We start from the raw sequence: 21,022 nt of genomic DNA, 5'->3' as shown, positions 1-21,022 counted from the left end.
ACCGGGAGGCACGAGCACCGGCGCGGCCGGTCCCGTTTGGCGGCGGCGCGGGCGGCAACACAAGCGCGGACGGCGACCCACGGAGGGACGGGGCATGAGCGGCGGCGAGACCGGCTTCCCGTGGCGCCCGCTGATCGCGATCAGCTTCGGCTGGTTCATGGTGATCGTGGACGCGACGATCGTCAACGTCGCGCTGCCCCGCCTCGGCCGCGAGTTCGGCGCGTCGGTGTCCGGCCTGCAGTGGGTCGTCGACGGGTACACGGTGGTGTTCGCCGGGCTGCTGCTGTCGGCGGGCTGGCTGGGCGACCGGTTCGGCGGCCTGCGCGTCTTCCAGTCGGGCCTCGCGCTGTTCGTCCTGGCGTCCGCGGCGTGCGGGTTCGCGACCGGGCTGGACGTGCTCGTCGGCGCGCGCGTCGTGCAGGGCGTCGGCGCCGCGCTGCTGGTGCCGTCGTCACTCGCGCTGCTGCAGGGCAGCTACGGGGACCGGCGCGCCCGGGCCCGCGCGATCGGCGTCTGGGCCATGGTCGGCGGGTTCGCGTCCGGGGCGGGGCCGCTGCTCGGCGGGGTGCTGACGGCCGCGCTCGGCTGGCGCTGGATCTTCTTCGTCAACGTCCCGGTCGGGCTGGCCGGGACGCTGCTGACGGCGCACTGGGTCCGCGCCGGGACCGCCGGGGCCGCCGGGCGCGCCGGCGACCGGCTGGACGTGCCGGGTCAGGTGACCGGCGCCGTCGCGCTGCTCTCGCTCACCGCGGCGATGGTGCGGGCGGGCCGGTCCGGCTGGGGCGATCCGCTCGTCGTCGGCGGGTTCGCGCTGTTCGCCGCGGCGACCGCGGTGTTCGCCGTCACCGAGGCGCGGGTGCGGGCGCCGATGCTGCCGCCGTCGCTGTTCCGGAACCGCGAGCTGACCGCGGCGACGGCCGTCGGCGGGCTGATGAACCTCGGCTTCTACGGGCAGCTGTTCGTGCTGACCCTCTACTTCCAGGAGGTCCGCGGCTACTCGCCGCTGGAGACGGGCCTGGCGCTGCTGCCGCAGACCGGGCTCATCGCGTTCGGGTCGTGGCTCGGCGGGCGGGTGACCGCACGCGGCGGGCCGCGCCTCCCGATGGTCGCGGGCATGGCGGCCGGCGCCGCGGGGTTCCTCGCCCTCACCGCCGCGACCCGCTCGATCCCGTACGCGGTGCTCGTGGCGCCGATGGCGGCGACCGGGTTCGGCATCTCGTTCACGATGCCCGCCGCGACCGCGGCCGTCGTGGAGGGCGCGCCGCCGGGACGCACCGGGATCGCGTCCGGGACGCTCAACGCCGCGCGGCAGGTCGGCGGCGCCGTCGGCATCGCGCTGCTCGGCGCGTTCGTCGCGGGAGGCGCGGCGCGCTTCACCGAGGGGCTGCGCACCGCCATGCTCGTCGCGGGCGCCGCGTACACGCTCGGCGCGCTCCTCGCCCTGTCGGTCCCGCGAGGCGTCCGCAGCGGCGCCGGACGGCCCGGCATGGCGGAATCGCGCCGCTGACCCCCGCCGGGACGGCGCGTCCGGTCAGGAGGGCGCGTCCGGTCAGGAGGGCGCGTCCGGTCAGGAGGGCGCGTCCGGGACCGGGTGGTGCCCGAACGCCCCGGCCTCCCAGAGCGTGCGGACGTTCCGCACGAGCGGCGGGCCGACCGCGCGCAGCGCCGCCAGGTCGTTGTCGGCGACCGCGTTCGTCACCAGCGTGCTGGTCGCGGCGACGATCATCCGGCAGGTGAAGCGGCCCGCCTCGTCGCGCGCGCCCAGCATGTCGGCGAGCACGTCGGTGATCATGTTCTGCAGGTCCGCCCGCCGCCGGATCGCCTCGGGCCCGGCGGCGTACACCTCGATCAGGAACAGACGGGTGTAGGGCAGCTCGATGGCGAGCGCCTCGAGGTAGGCGGTGAAGCCCTGCTCGAAACGGTCCATCGGGTCGCCGGCCGCGCCCGCCCCGTCCGCCGCGCCGTCCGCCGCGGGACGGCCCTCCTCCGCCGCGCCGATCATCTCCAGCAGGTGCTGCACCAGCAGGTCCCGCGCGACGTCGAAGGCGGCCATGAAGCAGTCGAGCTTGCTGTCGAACACCTGGTAGAAGCTCTGCCGCGACACCCCGGACCGCTGGAGCACGTCCGCCACCGAGGTGGCGACGTACCCCTTCTCGGCCATCACCTCGGCCATCGCGGCGCACAGCCGCGACCGCTGGATGCGTTCCACTTCCTCGGGGGACAGCGCCGAGCGCCCTCTGGGCAGCCGGCGCGGCGATGAGTCCGACACGCGTTCACCTTATGTCCACCTGGCCCTGACGTGCTCGTACACCGGCACGGACGGCCCGCGCCGGGGCCGGCCGAATGCGGCGGGCGCCATCGAGCGCCCCGAACCGCCGCGGCGCGCCGGCCCGGCCGCCGAGCGGAGCGTGCCAGAGGGCCCGCGGGTCAGGGCTTGCGGGCCACTCCGGCGGGGATCCAGGTGTGCGACGGGTCGGCCTCGGCGGGGTTCTTGCTGCCCCAGATGTCGACGTAGGACAGCCCCGCCGGGGCGTCCTCGTGCGGCGGGAGGTACTCCCAGCCGTCGAAGAACCGGTCGATCTCCTCGAACGTGCGGAAGTTCAGCCGGGCCGTGACGTTCCGGTAGACCTCGTTGAACCGCTCGATCTTGTCGGGGCGCTGCCCGTCCGCCGTGACGTGCGACAGCGCGAGGTAGCTTCCGGACGGCACCGCGTCGAGGTAGCGGCGCAGCAGCGACCACGGGTCCCGCTCGGGGTTCACGAAGTGCCAGATGGCGACGTGCAGGTAGCCGACGGGCCGGGAGAAGTCGATGAGCCGCCGCACCTCGGGGTCGGCGATGACGGAGTCGGGGTCGGCGATGTCGGCGTCGACGTAGACGACGTTCTTCTCGCCGCCGCGGCGCAGCATGTCCCGGGACATGTCCAGGACGACGGGGTCGTTGTCGACGTAGACGACCCGCGCCTCCGGGTGGACGACCTGGACGACCTCGTGGGTGTTCCAGGCCGTCGGGATGCCGGAGCCGAGGTCGATGTACTGGTCGATGCCGGCCCGCGCCATGACGGCCGCCGCGCGCTGCAGGAATATCCGGTTGGCCTGCGCCATGTAGTGCAGTTCCGGGACCTTCTCCTGGAGTTTGCGGGCGGCCTCCTCGTCCGCGGGGGTGTGGTGCCGGCCGTTGAGGAAGTAATCGTAAATGCGTCCCGCCGAAGCGACACCCGGGCCGCTCTTCAAAGCGCCCTTGGGGTGGGGGTAGGTGTCCATCGTCTTCCTTGGGCAGAGGTCGGGGGAAAGGGGAGAAGGGCGCCCCGGCGGGGTTCGCCGGGTGCCCTTCGCCCGCCTTCAGTCGCTCACAGGTCGAAGCGGCCCGCCTTCACCTGCGCGGCGAATGCGCGCCATGTCTCGCTGCCGAACACCAGCGTTCCGCCGTCGCGGTCCTTGGTGTCGCGGACTCCGATGACCCGGTCGCCGCCGCCGATCTCCACGCAGGCGTCCTGCGCGGCATTCGACCGCGACGATTTCCGCCAGGTTCCGGGGGTAATCAGATCATGATTCCTCATTGCGGGGCTATCCCTTCCATCATCTTCTCGAGGAACTCGGTCGTCTGTTTCGCGGTCAGCGCCTTCGCCTGGAGCCAGGCCCAGACCTGCTCGTAGCGGGCGACGGCGGCGCCGGTCTCGACCCGGCTGCGCCCGGTCACCGAGCCCTCGACGAAGACCCCCGCGCTGATGACCTCCGAGTCGAAGTCGAACGCCATGAAGGAGCCGAGCGCCGGGTGCGGCCCGGCGCTGAACGGCATCACCTGGATGGTCACGGCGGGCGGCGGCACCAGCAGCCGGGCGATCTGCGCGCGGCGCAGCGCCGGGCCGCCGGGCATCCGCGCCAGCGCGTTCTCGTCGATCATGAAGACGGCCTCGCGGACGGTGGCGCCGAACACCTCGGCCTGCCGTCCCATCCGCAGCTCGACGCCGGAGTCGACGCGGGTGGGCGAGACGCTGGGGTCGACGGCCTGGATGACCTGCCGGGCGTACTCGGGCGTCTGCAAGAGTCCCGGAATAGCGGTCAGGTCCCACGCACGAATTCGGACGGCCGCCATCTCCATGCCGAGCAGTTCGGCGGTGGCGTCGGGCCAGTCGCCGCTGCCGTTCCACCAGCCCGGCCGGCTCGCCCGTTCACGCAATTCTTCTAGCTCGTCCCGTTTGTCGGGCGGAACTCCGTAATGCGTGCAGAGCCCGCGCAGGACGAGAACACTGGGGGTGACCTCGGCGTTCTCCCACCGTCTCACGGTCTGCGGATGCACTCCGAGATCGCGTGCGATGGACGCCACCGATTCGCCGGACGCCTTGCGCGCATCGGCGAGGGCGTTGCCGAGCAGCCATCCCGAGAGCACCGGCCCGTCGTCCCCGGGAGTCATGCTCCGTGTCTACACCGCCGCCTCACACCGTGCAACCCGCATAATGCAGCGTTCGCCGGGTGCGATCATTGCGCATTTGCCGATGATCATTCCGTGATCCACGTCATGTAAATTGACATGAAGCGCTTGACACGGCTCCGCACGCGTAGGACCGTCTTTCGCAGGGAGTCAGCGTCGCCCGACCTGGCTGTCAGACACCGCCACCGCTCCCGGGAGCCCGCCATGACGAGCCTCGCCATCGCCGAGCCCCCCCACCCGCATCCCGCCGGCCGCGCGGGCGGGCGCGCGGACGCCGGCCCCGCCGACGCGGAGGAGTGCGCGCGCCGCCTCATGTCCCGCCTCCACGCCCTCGGCCTGCGCGCGTCCGGACCGTGGGAGAGCGGCTCCTCGCCGATGGCGGTCTCGGCGCAGTGCGTGCAGGTCGAGCCGTACGTCGGGCGCACCGTCTGGCTGCTGCCGCCCCCCGGCGGACCGTCCGGCGGGCCCGCAGACGGGGACGACCTCTACTGGCACTGGCAGCGGCCCCGCCGCGACCGCGCGGGCCACCCGGTCGCCCGCTGGTTCCAGCCGTTCTGCCCGGCCGCCGATCCCGAGAGGGCCGCCATCGCGATCTCCGAGGCGATCTTGGCCGACCTCCGCAGGCGCGACCGCTGAGCGGGGGGCGGGCCCTCCGGCGGGCCGAGGGGGATCGCCGGTGGCCGCCCCGCGCGGTCGCACCCGATCGAACGGTGGCGCCCGATCACCACTCGTCGACGTGCAGCACCTCGTCCAGCGGGACGCGCGGCGCCGGCTTGAACGTCTCGCCCGTGTAGTACGCGGTGGGGACGAGCGCGCCCTGCCGCACGTCCGCCGGGAGGCCGAGGACGTCCGCGACCTCCTGCTCGTACGCCAGGTGCAGCGTCGTCCACGCGGTGCCGAGACCGCGCGCCCGCGCCGCGAGCGCGTAGTTCCACACGGCCGGGAGCAGCGACCCCCACAGCCCCGCCTGGTTGCCGTCCGGGAGCTTCCCGCCGTGCAGCCGCAGGCACGGGATCACCAGCACCGGCACGTCCCCCATGCGCTCGGCCAGGTAGGAGGCGCTGTCACCGACCCGGCGCTGCACCTCGGCGCGGTCCGGGTCGTCCGCGAACTGCCCGGCGGCCGTGCCGCCCGACGCCGCGTACGCGGCGAACGAGCGCCGGTAGTACTCGCCGATCGCCTTCCGCTTCTCGGTGTCGGTGACGACGATCCAGTGCCAGCCCTGCCGGTTGCTGCCGCTCGGCGCCTGGAGGGCGACCTCCAGGCACTCGCGGACGAGGTCCATCGGCACGGGACGGGCCAGGTCGAGGCGCTTGCGCACCGTACGGGTGGTGGTCAGCAGTTCGTCCGGGCTCAGCGGAAGAGTCATGATCCCAGTATCGACGGCGGGGCCGCCGGTCCGGCGTCGGAGGGGTCGAGCATGGCGCGCGTCGCCTCGTCGACGATGTCGCGCATCGCGCGCTCGGCGGCCGCGGCGTCGCCCGCCTGGACGGCCTGGGCCACCTCGGCGTGCCAGCGGATCGCGGCCGGCTCCGGGTGCGCGGGCATCAGGTGGTGGTGGGTGCGGCCCGCGAGGACGGCCGCGACGACCCCGCTGAGCGCGCCCATCATCTCGTTGCCGGACGCCTCCAGCAGCGTCCGGTGGAACTGCACGTCCGCCTGGAGGTAGGCCTCCAGGTCGCCGGACTTGCCGTGCACCGCCATCTGCATGACGGCGCCGGTCAGCGCGCCGCACTGGGCGGGCGTCGCGCGCAGCGCCGCGAGGTGCGCCGCGACCGGTTCCAGCCCGCGCCGCAGCTCGCCGAGCTCGCGGAGCTGCTCGTCGCGGCCGGGGCCCTCCAGGCGCCAGCCGATGATCTGCGGGTCGAACAGGTTCCAGCAGCCGCGGGGCGCGACCGTGATGCCGACGCGGCGCCGGCTGGTCACCATCCCCATCGACTCCAGCACCCGGATCGCCTCGCGGATCACCGAGCGGGAGACCCCGAACCGGGCCTCCAGCTGCTCGATCCGCAGCACCTCGCCCTCCGGGACGTCCCCCGAGGTGATCTGCACGCCGAGCCGGTCGACGACGCTGCCGTGCAACCCGGCCGGGCTGTCTCGCACCATGGCGTCAATCATCACACGATTGCGTCGATGCAGGCACACCCGGATGTCAAAGGTATGTTTTTTTCACTTGAGCTCTTGATAACGGCTGGTTAATGAGGTGCACTCGGCCGAGGTGGCGCCCCCACCCCCCGGGATCCCCCAGCCCGCCACCGAGGAGGATGACCGCACATGCACTCGATCGTGCTCTCCGCGGCCGAGTTGAGCGCGCCGCACGCGTCCAGCGGGCGGCTGGTGCCCGCGGCGCTCGCCGGCATCGCCCTGATCGTCGTACTGATCACCTGGCTGAAGGTGCACCCGTTCCTCAGCCTCACCCTCGGCTCGCTGCTGGTCGGGGCCATCGCGGGGCTGCCGATGGCCGACACCGTGAAGAGCTTCGGCAAGGGCTTCGGCGACACCGCGTCCGGCGTGGGCGCGCTGATCGCCCTCGGCGCGATGTTCGGCAAGCTGCTCGCCGACTCCGGCGGCGCCGACCAGATCGTCGACACCATCGTCGGACGGTCCGGGCGGCGCGCGCTGCCCTGGGCGATGGCGCTGGTCGGCGCGCTGATCGGGCTGCCGATGTTCTTCGAGATCGGCCTCGTGCTGCTGATGCCGGTGATCTACCTGGTGGCGCGCCGCTCCGGGCAGTCGATCATCGCGGTCGGCATTCCGGCGCTGGCCGGGCTGTCGGCCATGCACGGGCTCGTCCCGCCGCACCCGGGGCCGCTCGTCGCGATCGACGCGCTGCACGCCGACCTCGGCGTCACGCTCGGCCTCGGCGTGCTCGTCGCCGTGCCGACCGTCGCGCTCGCCGGGCCGCTGCTCGCCCGGTTCGCCGCGCGCTGGGTGGACGTCCAGCCGCCCGAGCTGTTCACCACCGGCGAGGGGGACGCCGAGGAGGAGGGCAAGCGCCGCCCCTCGTTCTCGATCACGCTGGCGACCGTGCTGCTGCCGGTCGTGCTGATGCTGCTCAAGGCGTTCGCCGACATCGTCCTCGACGAGGGCACCGAGCCCTACACCGTCCTCGACAACCTCGGCACGCCCCTGATCGCGCTGCTCATCGCGGTGGTCGTCGCGATGTTCACGCTCGGCCGCGGCGCCGGCATGGACCGCCGGACGATCACCACGACGCTCGAGCGGTCGCTGCCGCCGATCGCCGGCGTGCTGCTGATCGTCGCGGCGGGCGGCGGCTTCAAGCAGACGCTCGTCGACACCGGCATCGGCAAGACCATCGCGGACTGGGTGGACGGCAGCGGGGTGTCCGTGCTCGTCCTCGGCTGGCTCGTCGCCGTGCTGATCCGGCTCGCGACCGGGTCGGCGACCGTCGCGACCGTCACCGCGTCCGGCATCCTCGCCCCGCTCGTCACCGGGCTGAGCACCGGCGACACCTCGCTGCTGGTCCTCGCCGTCGGCAGCGGCTCGCTGTTCTTCTCGCACGTCAACGACGCCGGGTTCTGGCTGGTCAAGGAGTACTTCGGGCTGAGCGTCGGGCAGACGATCAAGTCGTGGTCGCTGATGGAGACGGTGATCTCGGTCTGCGGCCTGGTGTTCGTCCTCGCGCTGAACATCGTCGTCTAGCTGAAGCGTCGTCCAGCCGGAGCCGCCACCGGCCGGACAACCGTCATCCGGCCGCGGGCAGCCACAGCTCGAACACCGCGCCGCCGCCGGGGGCGCCGCCCGCGGTCAGGTCGCCGCCGTGCGCGCGGGCGACGCCCCGGGCGATGGCGAGGCCGAGGCCCGCGCCGCCCTCGTCGCGGGCGCGCGCGTCGTCGAGCCGGACGAACCGCTCGAAGATCCGCTCCCGGTCGGCGGGCGGGACGCCGGGGCCGTCGTCGGTCACCCGCAGCGTCACCCGCCCGCCGCCCGCGGACAGCGCGGCGCCGACCGACGACGCCGCGTGCCGCTGCGCGTTGTCGAGCAGGTTGACCAGCACCCGTCCGAGCTGCGCGGCGCTGCCGAGCACCTCGAACGCGCCGGTCCCCGTCACCTCGACGGGGACCCGGCCGGTCGCGGCGCGGTGCGCCGCCTCCTCGCGGACCAGCGCCCCGAGGTCGACCCGGTCGTGGCGGGGCCGCTCCCCCGCGTCCAGCCGGGCGAGGAGCAGCAGCCCGGCGGCCAGATCCTGGAGCCGGACGACGTCCTGGACCGCGCCGTCCACGTCCAGCAGCCGCGGGTGCGCGGCCGCGACCTCCAGCTGGGTGCGCAGCGAAGCGAGGGGGCTGCGCAGCTCGTGCGAGGCGTCCGCGACGAACCGCCGCTGCCGCTCCACCGACCGCTCCAGCGCGGCGAGCGTCTGGTTGGTCGTCTCCGCCAGCCCCGCCACCTCGTCGCGCGACCCCGGCACCGGCACCCGCCGCGCCAGGTCGCCGGCCGAGGTGATCGCCGCCATCTCCGCCCGGATCGCCTCCACCGGACGCAGCGCCCGCCGCGTCACCAGCCACGTCACCGCCCCGACCACGAGCAGCAGGAGCGGCAGCCCCAGCAGCATCGCGCGGGTCACCGACCCGACGGCCTGCGTGGCGAGCCGCGCCCCCGCGTGGACGACGACGGTCCCGCCCGACGGCGAGGTCGCCGCGACCGCCGCGAACCGGTAGTCGGCCGTGCCGTGGTCGACGGTCGCGCGGCCGCCGCCGTAGTCGACGTCCGTGGAGACCTCGCCGCGCCCCGGCCGCTCACCGCGGCCGCCGTGGTCGTCGCGGCCGTCGTCATCGTCCCCGCCCGTGGACGTCGCGGACGTCGCGGTCGGCGTCACGGACGACGACCCGGTGCCGCTGATCGCTTCCAGGTCCTTCGTGACGGCGACGACCCGGCCGCGCTCGTCCACGACCTGCACCGGATGGTCCTCGGAGTCGGGCAGGTCGAGCCGCGTGACCGGCGTCCCCAGCGCGACCTGCGCCGCGACCTCCCGCGCGATGATCTCCGCCTGGAGGTCGGACTGCCGGGTCAGGCTGCCCCGGAGCGTGAGCAGCACGGTCAGCCCGGCCGCGACCAGCGCGACCGCGACCACCGCCGTCGCGGCCAGCGCCGCCCGCGAGCGCACGGACGCGAACGGCCGCCTCCTCCCCCGCGGCACGTCAGCCGCCGTCGGGGCTCAGCCGGTAGCCCGCGCCCCGCACCGTCGTGATCGACCGCCGGCCGAGCGGCGCGTCCAGCTTGCGGCGCAGCGCGCTGACGTAGACCTCGACGATGTTGGGGTCGCCGCCGTAGGCGAAGTCCCACACGTTCTCGATGATCTCCGTCTTCGGCACCACCCGGCCCGCGTTGACGGCCAGGTGCTCCAGCACGGCGAACTCCTTCGCGGTCAGCCCGACCTCCGCGCCGCCGCGCCGGACCGTCCGGGACGCGGGGTCCACCCGCAGGTCGCCGAGCACGATCTCCGGGGCGCCGCCGCGCGTCCGGCGGCGCAGCAGCGCGCGGGTCCGGGCCAGCAGCACCACGTAGGAGAACGGCTTGGTCAGGTAGTCGTCGGCGCCGGTGTCCAGGCCCTCCGCCTCGTCGTACTCGCCGTCCTTGGCGGTCAGCATCAGGATCGGCACCTCGGAGCCGGCGGCGCGCAGCTCGGCGCAGACCCGGTAGCCGTTCAGGCCGGGCAGCATGACGTCCAGGACGACCAGGTCGTAGTCGCCCTCGGTCGCCTGGTGCAGCCCGGTGACGCCGTCGTGCGCGACGTCCACGGCGAACCCCTCGGCCGCCAGCCCGCCGGCCAGGGACCGGGCGAGCCGCCGCTCGTCCTCGACCACCAGCAGCTTCATGCCCCCACCCTGACAGAACGCACCTGAAGGGATCTTCAGGAAGCTTCAGCGTCCCTTCAGGCTCGCTCCCGCAGGGTGGTGGACGTCCGCGAGTCCCTCCGACGGGGAGAACGATGAAGCCCGACCTGCGCAAGTTCCTGACCGGCCGGCGCCTGCTGGTCGCCGGCGTCGCCGTCGCGGCCGTGGCCGCCGGGACGGCCGGCACCGCCCTGGCCGCCGGCCACGACGACGGGCACGGCCACGGCCACGGCCACGGCGACCGTCCGGCGAAGGCCCCCGCCGTCACCGCCGGCCAGGCGATGGCGGCGGCGCTGAAGGCGGTGCCCGGCACCGTCGGCGAGGCCGACCTCGACGGCGGCGCCTGGGAGATCGAGGTCCTGGCCGCCGACGGCACGTGGCGCGAGGTCACGGTCGGCACCGCGACCGCGAAGGTGACCGCCGACCGGGCCGGCCGCGGCTCCGGCTCCGACGCCGCCGAGGCACAAGGCCTGAAGAACACGAAGGTCACCGCGCAGCAGGCCGCCGCGACCGCGCTGAGGACCGTCCCCGGCGCCGTCACCTCGGTGGAGCCGGAGAACGAGGGCGCCAAGCCCGCCTGGGAGGTCGAGATCACCGGGAAGGACGGCGCCCGGCACGAACTGCTCGTCGACGGGGCCGGCGGCACGGTCACCCGGAACGAGTCCGAGCACGACGACCACGGCGGAAAGGAGGACGACGGCAAGAGGGACGGCGGCGAGCACGAGGGCAAGCACGCCGACGGGAAGCACCAGCACGACGACCACGACGACCGCGGCGGCCAGGACGACGACTGAGCCCGCCCGCCATGCCCGCCCAGGGCGCCGCGCACCGCGCGCGGCGCCTTCGGCGGTTCAGAGCATGATCTTGCCGCCGGCGATGTCGAGGGTCAGGCCGGTGAGCCAGGACGACTGCGCCGAGGCGAGGAACAGGGCGGCGGACGCGACGTCGCGGGTCTCGCCCATGCGGCCGAGCGGGTGCGCGGCGGCGACGAGGTCCTGGACCTCCGGCGGCATGTGCCGCTCGGTGCGCTCGGTCCGGATCGCGGCGGGCGCGACGCAGTTGACGCGGACGCCCTGCCCGCCGACCTCGGCGGCGACGTGCCTGGTCAGCGCCTGGATCCCGGCCTTCGCGGCCTCGTAGGCGACCGGCGCGCCCCACGGGTTGCCCATGTCGCGGCCGCCGGCGCTCGGCAGGTTCGACGGCATCCGCCCCGCCGAGGACGACATCGTGACGATCGAGCCGGCGCCGCGCTCCTGCATGCCGGGCAGGAAGCTCTTCAGGGTGAGGAACGTCGCGGTGAGGTTGCCGTCGACGACCGAGTGCCATTCCTCCTCGGTCATGGCGGCGGTCGGGCCGGGACGGGCGATGCCGCCGCCGGCGAAGGCGCAGAGGACGTCGGCGGGTCCGAGGTCCGCCTCGACGCGGCGGCGCGCGTCCTCGACGGCGGCGAGGCTCGTCACGTCGGCGACGACGCCGATGCCGCCGGTCTCCTTGGCGACCCGGGCGAGGGCGTCCGCGTCCCGGCCGACCACCGCGACCCGGGCGCCCTCCTCGGCGAACGCGCGGGCGGTCTGCGCGCCGATGCCGCGCGATCCGCCGGTGATGACGACGACCTTGCCGTTGAGCTCGGGGTACATCGGGACCTCCCTGACTGAGTGTGCACTCATTCCCAGCTTGAGTGAGTACTCACTCATTGTCAAGCGCGCGCGCGTCCGGGCGACGTCGTCCTCGATCCGCAGGAACCTGGTCATACGTCCATTCGACGCCCCGCCCGCCCCCGGCCGCAACGGCCCCCGGCACTCCCGTGGACGCCCTCCGCAAGCGTAAAACCGGCCATCTGCGGCCAATTGCGGCCACTTTTCCCATCTGTGTCAAGGGACTCACAAGCTTCTCGAGACAACTGCCAGTATTTGACGAACCCTCTCGGTAAGGGATGCGTCACAACTGAGAGCCGGTGGCATCGCGGCCCGCGCTGCCGTCCGGTGGATGACCGGCGGACCGGTGACCCGAACGCCACGGCGGAGGTGCGAATGGCGTGGGAGGACGAGCCGGGCGGGCACCCGCGCCCCCCGTCCGGGGGCGCGCACGGCCCGCCGGGAGAGGTCCCGCCGCCGGGGGTGCCCGATATGGGGGTGCCGATACCGGAACGTTCGGACGGGCCGGGCGCGCGGGCGGCCGTGCCGCGCCCCCGCGTCCTGACGCCGCGCGCCCGCGCCGACGTCCGGGCACCGGACGGCCCCGTCGAGGACGTCGACGAGCGCGCCGAACCGCTGCGCGCCGACGTGCTCCGGCGGCGCGCGCCCGGCCGGCTGCGCGCGCTGCTGAGGCCGAACCCCCCTCCCACCGCCGACCGGATCCCCCCTGTTCCTTCGAGCGGGCCCCTCTCCCCGACCGGGCCCGTCCCCCCGACCGAACGTCCAGTGAGGGCCGAGCACATGACCGAAGCGAGCACGCCGCTCCCGCCGCCCGCGCCCCGCGGCGGCGGGGAGCGGTTCTCCCCGCTGCTGTGGGCGTCCGGCGTCAACCGGGCCATCCTCCGGCAGAGCCCCACCGACAAGTCGCGCTTCCAGGGCCTCGGCAGCGTCGTGATCTTCACGGCGGCGCTGGCCGGGGCGTCGATGGCCGCGGCGCTGCACATCGCGCTGAAGGCGCCGTGGCCGGTGATCGTCCTGCTGACGGCGGGCTGGTTCCTCGGCATCCTGTCGCTGGACCGCTGGCTGGTCGCCTCCATGACCCGGACGACCAGCAAGTGGGGCGTGGTGTTCCTCGCGCTGCCCCGGCTGGCGCTCGCGCTGCTGTTCGGCTTCGTGCTGTCGATGCCGATCGTCCTGCAGATCTTCGCGCCGGAGATCTCGCAGGAGGTCAACGTCCTGCACGCCGAGGCGGAGTCGAAGTACCAGGCGCAGACCGCCGACGACCAGGTCGGCAAGCGCATCGACTGGCTGGAGAAGCGCAAGCAGCAGCTGGAGGCGCAGGTCACCGCGGGCGGCCTGCCCGCCACGCCGGACGCCGACCCCACCCTCAAGCAGCTCCAGGACAAGCGCGACGAGCTGCAGAAGCAGCTCGAGCAGCGGCGCGAGAAGCTGACCTGCGAGCAGCTCGGCAAGTGCGGGACGGGCCGCGCCGGCCTCGGCCCCGAGGCCCGCAAGCGCATCCAGGACTACAACGACACCAAGCGCGACTTCGACACCGCCGACACCCAGCTCAAGAACTACATGGCGCAGCTGAAGACCAAGGGCGTCCAGGACGCGCAGAACGAGCTGAACGGGCAGGGCGGCGCCGAAGGCGTGAACGCGGAGCTGACGCGGCTGAAGAAGCAGCAGTCCGCGCTGCAGGAGCAGCACGCGGCCGACACCCGCAAGTCCGACGGGATGGCGCTGCGGCTGGAGGCCCTCAACCGGCTGTCGCAGAAGAACGGCACGATCGGCACCGCGCACCTGTTCGTCACGCTGATGTTCATCGCGATCGAGCTGCTGCCGGTGCTGGTGAAGATGATGCAGATCCTCGGGCCGCCGACCGTGTACGACGACCTCGTCGCCGCGCACGAGCGGGAGAACCGGGAGACCGGCGCGCACCTCGCGCGGCGCGACGCGGACGTGGCGCGGGTCCGCGCCGCCGACGACGTCAAGTACGCGGGCCTGGTGTACGACGCGCGCCGCGCGATGCTGGAGAGCCTCGCGCAGCGGACGGCGATGGCGGAGGGCGAGGTCGGCGAGGCGGCGCTGGAGGAGTGGAAGCGCCGCGAGATGGCGCGGATCCCCGCCGACCTCGACCGGTACGTGCGGACGGAGCCGGGCTACGGCGCCCCGATGGCGTCCGGGACGCCCGGCGGCTCCGCGTTCGGCGCGCCGGTGGCGCCCGCGAACCCCGGAGGGATCGCGTTCGATCCGCCGGTGCCGCCCGGGAACGGCGGGTTCCCGGCGGGCCGGCCGGCGCCGTCGGGCGGCGGCGGCTTCGGCGGTCCGTCGAACGTCCGGTTGATGAACGGCCGGCCGGGCGACCCGCAGTACGGCGCCGGCGCGCCGGGCGGCGGGAGCGGCGGCCCCGCACCGTACGGCGCGGCGATGCCGTTCGGCGCCGACCGGCCCGGGGGCGCTCCGGGCGCGGGCGGCGACCCGATGCCCTTCGGCGAGAGCCCGAACCGCAACGCGGCCCCCTACGGCGGCGCGAGCCCGGTCGGGTTCGGCGGCGGGGCCGGGGTCCCGCCGCGGCCGTCGCGGTTCGGGCCGTCCGGCTACGAGGGGCATGTGCGGGACGCCACGCGGCAGTCGCGCAGGGACCGGCTCTTCGGGCCGCTGACGAACTGGTGGCAGGACCGGCGCCGGTGATCAACGTGGCGGAGACGTGCGTCGGGACGCGGGCGCTCGGGCCGGGGCTGCGCTCGGTGGTCTGGGTGCAGGGCTGCCCGTTCCGCTGCCGGGGCTGCCTCGCCCCGGACTGGATCCCGTTCCGGGAGGCCCGCCGGGTCGCGCCGGACGCGCTGGCGGACGAACTGCTGGCCGACCCGGACGTCACCGGCCTCACGCTGTCCGGCGGGGAGCCGATGGCGCAGGCGGGCGGGCTGGCGGACCTGGTGCGGGCGGCCCGCGCCCGCCGTGACCTGTCGGTCATCTGCTTCACCGGGTTCCGGCGGGCCGAGCTCGCCGGCCGGGCGGACGCGGAGGCGCTGCTCGCCGAGGTGGACGTGCTGATCGACGGCCGGTACGTGCGGTCCCGCAACGACGACCGGGGCCTGCGCGGCAGCGCCAACCAGCGCGTCCACCACCTGACGGACCGGCTCGCCGGCGCGGCGGAGGAGCTGGCGGGCGGCCCGCGCCGCGCGGAGGTGCGGGTCCGCGGCGGGGAGGCGCTGCTGGTCGGCGTGCCGCCCCGCGCGCTGTCCGAGGGGTTCGCCCGCGCGCGCGACGCCTCCGCGGGCGGAGGCGGCATCGTCACCGGCACGGTACGCGAGGGCACGAGCGGCGAGGAGACCCGATGAGCGGCGCGAAGGTGATCTCGGTGGACGCGGCGGCGTGGCGGGACGCGCAGGCGTCCGCCCGCGACCTGGCGAAGGTGCGGCGGGACATGCCGCGCCTGCTGCGTCAGGTGGAGCGGGCCGCGCGCGGGGACGTCGAGCGCGCCCGGCGGGAGGCCGCGGCCCGGCAGGACGGCACGGACCGCGCCCTCGCCGGGCTGAGCGAGCAGGCCAGGAGGCTGGAGGACGAGACCGGCCGGCGGCTGCGCGAGCACGGCGAGCGGCTGGCCGAGGGCCGCCGGGAGGTGGCGGAACAGGGCGAACGGCTCGCCGCGGAGATCGCCCGGGAGCGGGCGGAGCGGCGCGCCGGGCTCGCGGCGGTGGACGCGCGGGTCGGCGCGCTGCGCGGCGAGAGCGACGCGGCGGCGGCAGCGGCGCGGCGGCTGTTCGGCGACGCGCGGACGATGCACGACGCGATCCGCGACACGCTGCCGCACGACCGGTTCGCGCCGGGCCGGCTGGAGCGGCTGGCGGCCCGGCTGGACGTGGCGCGGGGCAACCTGGAGGCGCACGCGGCCGGGTACTCGCTGAGCCAGGTGCAGGACCTCTACCTCGACCTGAGCGAGCTGCGCGCGGACGTCGAGCGGCTCGCGCTGGAGTGGGAGGCGCTCCGCGCGGAGGCGCTCGCGGCGCTGCGGACGGTCGCGGCGACGATCGAGGACAACGCGGAGCGTCCGATCGCGGAGGCCGACCCGGGCACCGTGCTGGACGTCGACCACTGGACGGACGGCGGGCTGGCCGCGCTGCGCGACGCGGTCGCCCGGCAGGTGGACCTGGTCGCCGACCCGGACTGCCCGCTGGACGCCGCCGAGCTGCGCGCGCTGATCACCGAGACGGCGCCGGAGCACGAGGGGCGGCTGGACGCGCTGGTCGAGCGGGCCGCGGAGCGGATCGTCGCGTCGCAGCTGCGGGTGAACGTCGCCGAGCAGGTGGTGGCGGTGCTGGAGGGGCAGGGGTTCGCCTGGTCCGGCAACACCTACGCGGCCGGGGACGAGCGGCGGGCGTTCTTCAGCCGGCTGCGGCACCGCGCGGACGGCGGCGAGGTCGTGGTGGAGGTGGCGCCGGACGGCGACGGCTCCGGGTTCACGCTGCGGATCCTGTCGTACGAGGACGACCCGGACGACGCGGCGCGCCGGGAGCGGTCGGCGGCGGTGAGCCGGGCGCTGCGCGCGGAGGGCCTGGACGCCGGCGACCCGGCGGAGGAGGGCGGCGAGCCCGATCCGGCGCTGCGCGACTTCGACCGGCTGGCCCGTCCGGCGGCGGCGCCCCGTCCGGTGGCGTCGGCGGCGGCGTCCCGGCCGGTGGCGTCGGCGGCGGCGTCCCGGCCGGTGGCGAGGCAGGACGAGGTGCGCGGCCGAGGGGCTCATGAGCGCTGAACCGGCCGGTGCGGTGCCCGAGCGGCTGCTGGCGCTGCGCGACGCGGCGCGCGAGGGCGAGTCCGTGCTGCCGCTGTACGGGCCGGGCGTCAAGGACGCGTTCGTGGACGGCCTGTACCGGCAGCACGATCTCGGCAGCGCGGTATGGGAGGCGCTGCACGACGCCGGTTACGAGCGGGTCGTGTTCTTCTCGCTGGACGCGACGCTGACCGTCCGGGACGCGGCGTCGCGGCGCCTGCCCGCCGACCCCGAGGCGGCGGAGCGGCCGGAGGGCGGCGCGTCGGTGATGCGCCCGGGATTCAGCGGCCCGCTCGGCCGCCGCAGGCTGCGGCCCGCGCCCGCCGCGCCGGCGCGGGCGGAGAGCCGCGCGATGTCCGGGGCGTTCGCGGTGCGGATGCTGCGCAGCCTGATGCTGGACGAGTCGACGCCGACGGCCGTCGTCGTCGAGCAGCTGGAGGTGCTGGAGCGCTGGCAGGAGGCGCGGGCGCCGTTCGCGGCGGCGCTGGAGCGGTGGCTGGAGTTCCGGCCGGGCAGCCGGAACATCTGCGTGCTGGTGTTCGGCGGGGCGTCGCTCGCGGAGGTCCGCGCGTTCGCGGAGGGCAGCCGCGACCTGCCGGGACTGGTGCGGGTGGTGCAGGCGGAGGAGCGGCGCCCGGCGCGCCCGGGGCTGCTGCGCCCGCCCGGCGAGGCGGAGCTGGCGCGGCTGGTGCACCGGCTGCGGATCGCCCGGAACCTGCGGATCGCGGACTGGACGAGGCTGGAGGGAACGGTCCGGGCGATGGCGGCGCAGGACGTCCCGCTGGAGACGTGGGAGCGGCGCCTCGGCCGGCGGATGGCGGCGGAGGGCACGCCGCTCGGGCAGGAGCCGCTGCACCGGTACGGCTGGATCGCCGCGCCCGTCGCGGACGGCGACGTGATGCGGCGGCTGGACGAGCTGGTCGGCCTGGAACCGGTGAAGCGGCACCTGGAGGGCCTGCGGTACCGGCCGCCGGCGGGCGCGGAGCCGGTGTCGCACCACCTCGTCTTCACCGGCAACCCGGGCACGGGCAAGACGACGGTCGCGCGGATCGTCGGCGACCTGTACCGGGAGCTCGGCATCCTGCGTCACGGCCGGGTCCGGTCGGTGCGGGCGAGCGACCTGGTCGCGGGGTTCGTCGGGCAGACGGCGACGAGGACCCGCGAGGTGATCGACGGGGCGCTCGGCGGGGTGCTGTTCGTCGACGAGGCGTACGAGCTGAGCGACCAGGCGGACGGGTTCGGCCGGGAGGCGATCACCGAGCTGCTCGCCCGGATGGAGGACGACCGCGCCGAGCTGGTGGTGATCGTCGCGGGCTACCCGGACGAGATGCAGGAGTTCCTCGACAGCAACCCGGGCCTGCGCAGCCGGTTCCCGCACGAGAACGTCATCGCGTTCCCCGACCACGGGCCGGCCGAGCTGGCGGAGATCGCGGCGCGGCAGCTGCGTCCGATGGGGATGGCGTGGGGCGAGGGGTTCGAGACGGCGCTCGGCGAGGCGGTCGCGGAGCTGCACCGCACCCGCGACCGCGGGTTCGGCAACGCCCGCGCCGTCCGGGACGTGACGCAGGAGACGGCGGCGCGGTGGGCGCGGCGCGTGAAGGACGACCGGGACCTGCCGCTGGAGCCGCGCGACCTGCCGGAGCGGCTGCGGCTCGACGCGCGTCCCGCGCCGCGCGACACCGCGGAGCTGCTCGGCGAGCTGAACGCGATGGTCGGGCTGGGGCCGGTGAAGCGGAGCGCGGACGTGCTGGTGAAGCGGCTGCGGCTGCGGCGGATGCGCGGCCGCGGCGAGGTCGTCGCGCCGAACCTGCTGTTCATCGGCCCGCCCGGCACCGGGAAGACGACGGTGGCGCGGCACTTCGGCCGGATCTTCAGGGAGATGGGGCTGCTGGAGCGCGGGCACGTCGTCGAGACGGGACGGTCGCGGCTGGTCGCGTCCTACGTCGGGCAGACCGCGCCGCTGACCCGGCGGGCCGTGGAGCGCGCGCTCGGCGGGGTGCTGTTCATCGACGAGGCGTACGCGCTCACGGCGGGGGGCGACAACGACTTCGGGCAGGAGGCGATCGACACGCTCGTCGAGGAGATGGAGCGGCACCGCGGCCGCCTCGCGGTGATCGCGGCGGGCTATCCGGAGCCGATGCGCCGGTTCCTGGCGGCCAACGACGGTCTCGGCTCCCGGTTCGGCGAGACGATCGAGTTCCCCGCCTACGCGGTCGACGACCTGCTGGAGATCCTGCGGTCCATGGCGGAGCGGCAGGCCTACGAGCTGGACCCGGCGACGCTCCCGGCGGCGCGGGCGTGGCTCGCGGACGCGGCGCGGCGGCCCGGGTTCGGCAACGGCCGGACCGTCCGCCGGCTGCTGGAGCGGATGGAGGCGCGGCTCGCCGAGCGGGTGGTGGACCGCCCGGACGCCGACGCGCGGATGCTGAACCTGCTGCTGCCGGAGGATGTGCCCGATGAACTCGGCTGACGGCCGCTGCCCGCTCTGCACGGTGCCGTTCGACGCGGCCGCGGTCGACGCGGCGGCGGGCCGGGGGGACGTGCGGTGCGCGGTGTGCGGGTGGACGCTCGCCGGGCCGTGGCGTCCCGGCCGCGCCGACCGGGCGGCCGCGGAGGCGGCGCTGTCGGCGGCGCGGCTGGAGTTCGACCTGCGGGCCGCGGCGCGCGCCGGCGACGACTGGCTCCCGTACGCCGCCCACCTGCGGGGCAGGCCGGCGGAGGCGCAGTGGCAGCAGGCGCGGCGGGAGGTCGCCGCGCGGCGCGAGGCGGCGCGGCCGCCACTGGCGGCGGTGCTGGACGCTCTCGGCCCGCAGCGCCCCCTCGTCGTCGTCGCCGTGGAGGACGCCGGTGTGCGGCTGTTCGTGACGGGCGGCGTCCCGGCGGCGGGCCCGCTCGGGTTCCGGGAGCTGGCCTCGGTGCCGTGGTCGGCACTGCTGCCGGGGCTGCCGTCGGACCCGGCGCACCGCCGGTTCCAGCTCGCGGGCGGGCCGTCCGGCATCGACCCGGCATGGGCGGACGCGACGATCGGCGGCGCGGCCGGCGACCTCGTGCGGCGGTACTGCACGTCCGTCGACACGGCCGTGCTGTCGGGGCTGCCCGGCATGCCGTTCCCGGACGCGGTCGTGCGGGCGTTCACCGACCTGCTGCCGGACGTCCGCATCGCGGCGGGCGAACCGGACGCGGCGGCGCTGCTGGAGCGCGTCGTCGCGGACCGGCCGATCGCCAGCCCGTACGGGCTGGCGGCGCTGCGGTCCCGGCCCGGCGACGGCGCCGCCGAGGTCGTGCGGCTGCCGCTGTTCCCGGCCGGGGCGCGGGCGGGCGACGAGGCGGAGGTGCGGGTGCGCCGCGCGCCGGGCGGCTCCGACCAGGAGACGGCACTCGCCGTCGTGACGTGGGACGACCCGCCGGAGCCGGTCCGGATCGTGTCGGCGCGGATGCCGCGGGGCGCGGCCGGGCTGGTCCGGGTGGCGCTCGACGGCCCGGGCCGGCTCCGGTTCCTGGAACCGGACGGCGTGGACGACACCGCCGCCACCTGGCCGGAGCTGCTGCGCCGCGTCCCGCGGCGGCTGCCCGCCGCCGCGTTCGCGACCGAGCTGGTCTGTGTGCTGGAGCTCGGCGGCCGCGCGGAGACCGCCCGCCGCCGCCGCGACCTCGTCGCGGACCTGCTCGAACTGCTCGGCGACGAGCTCGGCGGCACCGCCCGCGTCGCCGTCGTCGGCCACCTGGACCATCCGATCGACCCGAAGCACAAGAACCGGGACGTGGTGTCTGGCGGGCCGCTGCAGCGGCCCGACGACGCCGCCCGCACGCTCGCGGACCTGCCGTTCCCGCCGTCCGGGCCGTTCGGCGCGCGCGCGGCGCCGCTGGAGGACTCCCTCGACCGGGCCGCCGCGCTGCTAAACGGCCCCCGCGACGGCCGCGCCCGGATCCTGCTCACCGTCGCGGGCCGCCCCCCGCATCCCGGCAGCGGCCACGGCGACGTGCTCCGGCCCGTCGAGCCGTGCCCGCACCGGCTGAACTGGCGGCAGTCCGTCGCGCAGCTGGAGGCGTCCGGCGTGCGGCTCATCGCGGTGACCGACGCGCCCGCCCCGAAGGAAGTCCCCGGGCAGGCCGTCGCGGCGCAGGACGCGCGGCGGCGCGACCCTCCGGAGTGGGCGGTGCTCGGCGCCGCCCACCGCACCGACCTCGACTCCGCCGACGCGGCCGGGCTCGCCAAGGTCCTCGGCGTCCTGCCCGACGGCGAGTCGCCGCCGCTGCCGTTCCCCCTCGTCCCGTGAGCCCTCGTCCCGTGAGCTGCTGCTCCGCGATCCCCGCCCCGTCGAAAGGCACG

Annotated in this window: 18 protein-coding genes; 9 read left to right on the top strand and 9 right to left on the bottom strand. The window is 75.4% G+C overall.

What is annotated here, in order from left to right; genetic code table 11:
* The first annotated feature begins 94 nt into the window (after positions 1-94).
* Positions 95-1,507, top strand: a complete 1,413-nt coding sequence (locus J4557_RS16090; protein WP_208267335.1) for an MFS transporter — start codon at positions 95-97, stop codon at positions 1,505-1,507.
* Between the two features lie 60 nt (positions 1,508-1,567).
* Here J4557_RS16090 and J4557_RS16085 read toward each other — a convergent pair whose 3' ends face one another.
* The 4 genes from J4557_RS16085 to J4557_RS16070 all read right to left on the bottom strand — a co-directional run bounded on the left by J4557_RS16085 (position 1,568) and on the right by J4557_RS16070 (position 4,411).
* The gene (locus J4557_RS16085; protein WP_307799854.1) at positions 1,568-2,269 is read right to left on the bottom strand and encodes a TetR/AcrR family transcriptional regulator; all 702 of its coding nucleotides are present in this window, start codon (positions 2,267-2,269) and stop codon (positions 1,568-1,570) included.
* A 158-nt stretch (positions 2,270-2,427) separates the two neighbouring features.
* Entirely contained in the window at positions 2,428-3,261 is an 834-nt protein-coding gene (locus tag J4557_RS16080; protein ID WP_208267334.1) for an SAM-dependent methyltransferase, read from the bottom strand.
* 86 nt (positions 3,262-3,347) lie between these two features.
* The gene (locus J4557_RS16075) at positions 3,348-3,557 is read right to left on the bottom strand and encodes a DUF397 domain-containing protein (RefSeq protein ID WP_208267333.1); all 210 of its coding nucleotides are present in this window, start codon (positions 3,555-3,557) and stop codon (positions 3,348-3,350) included.
* Positions 3,554-4,411 (bottom strand): helix-turn-helix domain-containing protein, encoded by an 858-nt coding sequence (locus J4557_RS16070; protein WP_208267332.1) that lies wholly within the window; start codon positions 4,409-4,411, stop codon positions 3,554-3,556. Before J4557_RS16070 ends, J4557_RS16075 begins: the two co-directional genes overlap by 4 nt.
* Before the next feature lie 222 nt (positions 4,412-4,633).
* On the opposite strand from J4557_RS16070, the gene J4557_RS16065 reads away from it, so the two are divergent.
* The gene (locus J4557_RS16065) at positions 4,634-5,065 is read left to right on the top strand and encodes a hypothetical protein (RefSeq protein WP_208267331.1); all 432 of its coding nucleotides are present in this window, start codon (positions 4,634-4,636) and stop codon (positions 5,063-5,065) included.
* 85 nt (positions 5,066-5,150) lie between these two features.
* Here J4557_RS16065 and J4557_RS16060 read toward each other — a convergent pair whose 3' ends face one another.
* On the bottom strand, positions 5,151-5,798 hold the full coding sequence (locus tag J4557_RS16060; protein WP_208267330.1) for a nitroreductase family protein: 648 nt from the start codon (positions 5,796-5,798) through the stop codon (positions 5,151-5,153).
* On the bottom strand, positions 5,795-6,535 hold the full coding sequence (locus J4557_RS16055) for a FadR/GntR family transcriptional regulator (RefSeq protein ID WP_208267329.1): 741 nt from the start codon (positions 6,533-6,535) through the stop codon (positions 5,795-5,797). Before J4557_RS16055 ends, J4557_RS16060 begins: the two co-directional genes overlap by 4 nt.
* A 168-nt stretch (positions 6,536-6,703) precedes the next feature.
* Here J4557_RS16055 and J4557_RS16050 point away from each other — a divergent pair, with 168 nt between their 5' ends.
* Complete coding sequence (locus J4557_RS16050) at positions 6,704-8,092, top strand: GntP family permease (RefSeq protein ID WP_208267328.1); 1,389 nt, start codon at positions 6,704-6,706, stop codon at positions 8,090-8,092.
* Between the two features lie 43 nt (positions 8,093-8,135).
* Here J4557_RS16050 and J4557_RS16045 read toward each other — a convergent pair whose 3' ends face one another.
* Together J4557_RS16045 and J4557_RS16040 are read right to left on the bottom strand one after the other, a co-directional pair.
* Positions 8,136-9,554: a sensor histidine kinase gene (locus J4557_RS16045; protein WP_307799851.1), complete on the bottom strand. Its 1,419-nt coding sequence runs from the start codon at positions 9,552-9,554 to the stop codon at positions 8,136-8,138.
* A gap of 34 nt (positions 9,555-9,588) precedes the next feature.
* Complete coding sequence (locus tag J4557_RS16040) at positions 9,589-10,266, bottom strand: response regulator transcription factor (protein ID WP_208267326.1); 678 nt, start codon at positions 10,264-10,266, stop codon at positions 9,589-9,591.
* Positions 10,267-10,379: 113 nt separating this feature from the next.
* Here J4557_RS16040 and J4557_RS16035 point away from each other — a divergent pair, with 113 nt between their 5' ends.
* Complete coding sequence (locus J4557_RS16035) at positions 10,380-11,078, top strand: PepSY domain-containing protein (RefSeq protein WP_208267325.1); 699 nt, start codon at positions 10,380-10,382, stop codon at positions 11,076-11,078.
* A gap of 57 nt (positions 11,079-11,135) precedes the next feature.
* On the opposite strand, the gene J4557_RS16030 is transcribed toward J4557_RS16035, so the two are convergent.
* On the bottom strand, positions 11,136-11,921 hold the full coding sequence (locus J4557_RS16030) for an SDR family NAD(P)-dependent oxidoreductase (protein ID WP_243775826.1): 786 nt from the start codon (positions 11,919-11,921) through the stop codon (positions 11,136-11,138).
* Positions 11,922-12,314: 393 nt separating this feature from the next.
* On the opposite strand from J4557_RS16030, the gene J4557_RS16025 reads away from it, so the two are divergent.
* The 5 genes from J4557_RS16025 to J4557_RS16005 are packed head-to-tail and all read left to right on the top strand — an operon-like array spanning position 12,315 to position 20,969.
* Complete coding sequence (locus J4557_RS16025) at positions 12,315-14,612, top strand: DUF4407 domain-containing protein (protein ID WP_208267323.1); 2,298 nt, start codon at positions 12,315-12,317, stop codon at positions 14,610-14,612.
* The gene (locus tag J4557_RS16020; RefSeq protein ID WP_208267322.1) at positions 14,609-15,262 is read left to right on the top strand and encodes a 4Fe-4S single cluster domain-containing protein; all 654 of its coding nucleotides are present in this window, start codon (positions 14,609-14,611) and stop codon (positions 15,260-15,262) included. Before J4557_RS16025 ends, J4557_RS16020 begins: the two co-directional genes overlap by 4 nt.
* Positions 15,259-16,674 (top strand): hypothetical protein, encoded by a 1,416-nt coding sequence (locus tag J4557_RS16015; protein ID WP_208267321.1) that lies wholly within the window; start codon positions 15,259-15,261, stop codon positions 16,672-16,674. The genes J4557_RS16020 and J4557_RS16015 overlap by 4 nt, the downstream gene beginning before the upstream one ends.
* Positions 16,664-19,162, top strand: coding sequence for an AAA family ATPase (locus tag J4557_RS50915; RefSeq protein ID WP_208267320.1), 2,499 nt, complete (start codon positions 16,664-16,666; stop codon positions 19,160-19,162). Before J4557_RS16015 ends, J4557_RS50915 begins: the two co-directional genes overlap by 11 nt.
* Entirely contained in the window at positions 19,149-20,969 is a 1,821-nt protein-coding gene (locus J4557_RS16005) for a hypothetical protein (protein ID WP_208267319.1), read from the top strand. Before J4557_RS50915 ends, J4557_RS16005 begins: the two co-directional genes overlap by 14 nt.
* The last annotated feature ends 53 nt before the right edge of the window (positions 20,970-21,022 follow it).

Source organism: Actinomadura nitritigenes (assembly GCF_017573545.1).
GTDB classification, from domain to species: Bacteria; Actinomycetota; Actinomycetes; order Streptosporangiales; family Streptosporangiaceae; genus Spirillospora; species Spirillospora nitritigenes.
Note: the sequence above shows the minus strand (reverse complement) of the source record. Positions and strands in the feature narration are given on the sequence as shown.

Bases quoted from the DNA above. Each gene is read 5' to 3' on its own strand.
- J4557_RS16090 (WP_208267335.1), top strand. From the start codon at position 95: ATGAGCGGCGGCGAGACCGGCTTCCCGTGGCGCCCGCTGATCGCGATC.
- J4557_RS16080 (WP_208267334.1), bottom strand. From the start codon at position 3,261: ATGGACACCTACCCCCACCCCAAGGGCGCTTTGAAGAGCGGCCCGGGT.
- J4557_RS16075 (WP_208267333.1), bottom strand. From the start codon at position 3,557: ATGAGGAATCATGATCTGATTACCCCCGGAACCTGGCGGAAATCGTCG.
- J4557_RS16070 (WP_208267332.1), bottom strand. From the start codon at position 4,411: ATGACTCCCGGGGACGACGGGCCGGTGCTCTCGGGATGGCTGCTCGGC.
- J4557_RS16065 (WP_208267331.1), top strand. From the start codon at position 4,634: ATGACGAGCCTCGCCATCGCCGAGCCCCCCCACCCGCATCCCGCCGGC.
- J4557_RS16060 (WP_208267330.1), bottom strand. From the start codon at position 5,798: ATGACTCTTCCGCTGAGCCCGGACGAACTGCTGACCACCACCCGTACG.
- J4557_RS16055 (WP_208267329.1), bottom strand. From the start codon at position 6,535: ATGGTGCGAGACAGCCCGGCCGGGTTGCACGGCAGCGTCGTCGACCGG.
- J4557_RS16050 (WP_208267328.1), top strand. From the start codon at position 6,704: ATGCACTCGATCGTGCTCTCCGCGGCCGAGTTGAGCGCGCCGCACGCG.
- J4557_RS16040 (WP_208267326.1), bottom strand. From the start codon at position 10,266: ATGAAGCTGCTGGTGGTCGAGGACGAGCGGCGGCTCGCCCGGTCCCTG.
- J4557_RS16035 (WP_208267325.1), top strand. From the start codon at position 10,380: ATGAAGCCCGACCTGCGCAAGTTCCTGACCGGCCGGCGCCTGCTGGTC.
- J4557_RS16030 (WP_243775826.1), bottom strand. From the start codon at position 11,921: ATGTACCCCGAGCTCAACGGCAAGGTCGTCGTCATCACCGGCGGATCG.
- J4557_RS16025 (WP_208267323.1), top strand. From the start codon at position 12,315: ATGGCGTGGGAGGACGAGCCGGGCGGGCACCCGCGCCCCCCGTCCGGG.
- J4557_RS16015 (WP_208267321.1), top strand. From the start codon at position 15,259: ATGAGCGGCGCGAAGGTGATCTCGGTGGACGCGGCGGCGTGGCGGGAC.
- J4557_RS50915 (WP_208267320.1), top strand. From the start codon at position 16,664: ATGAGCGCTGAACCGGCCGGTGCGGTGCCCGAGCGGCTGCTGGCGCTG.
- J4557_RS16005 (WP_208267319.1), top strand. From the start codon at position 19,149: ATGAACTCGGCTGACGGCCGCTGCCCGCTCTGCACGGTGCCGTTCGAC.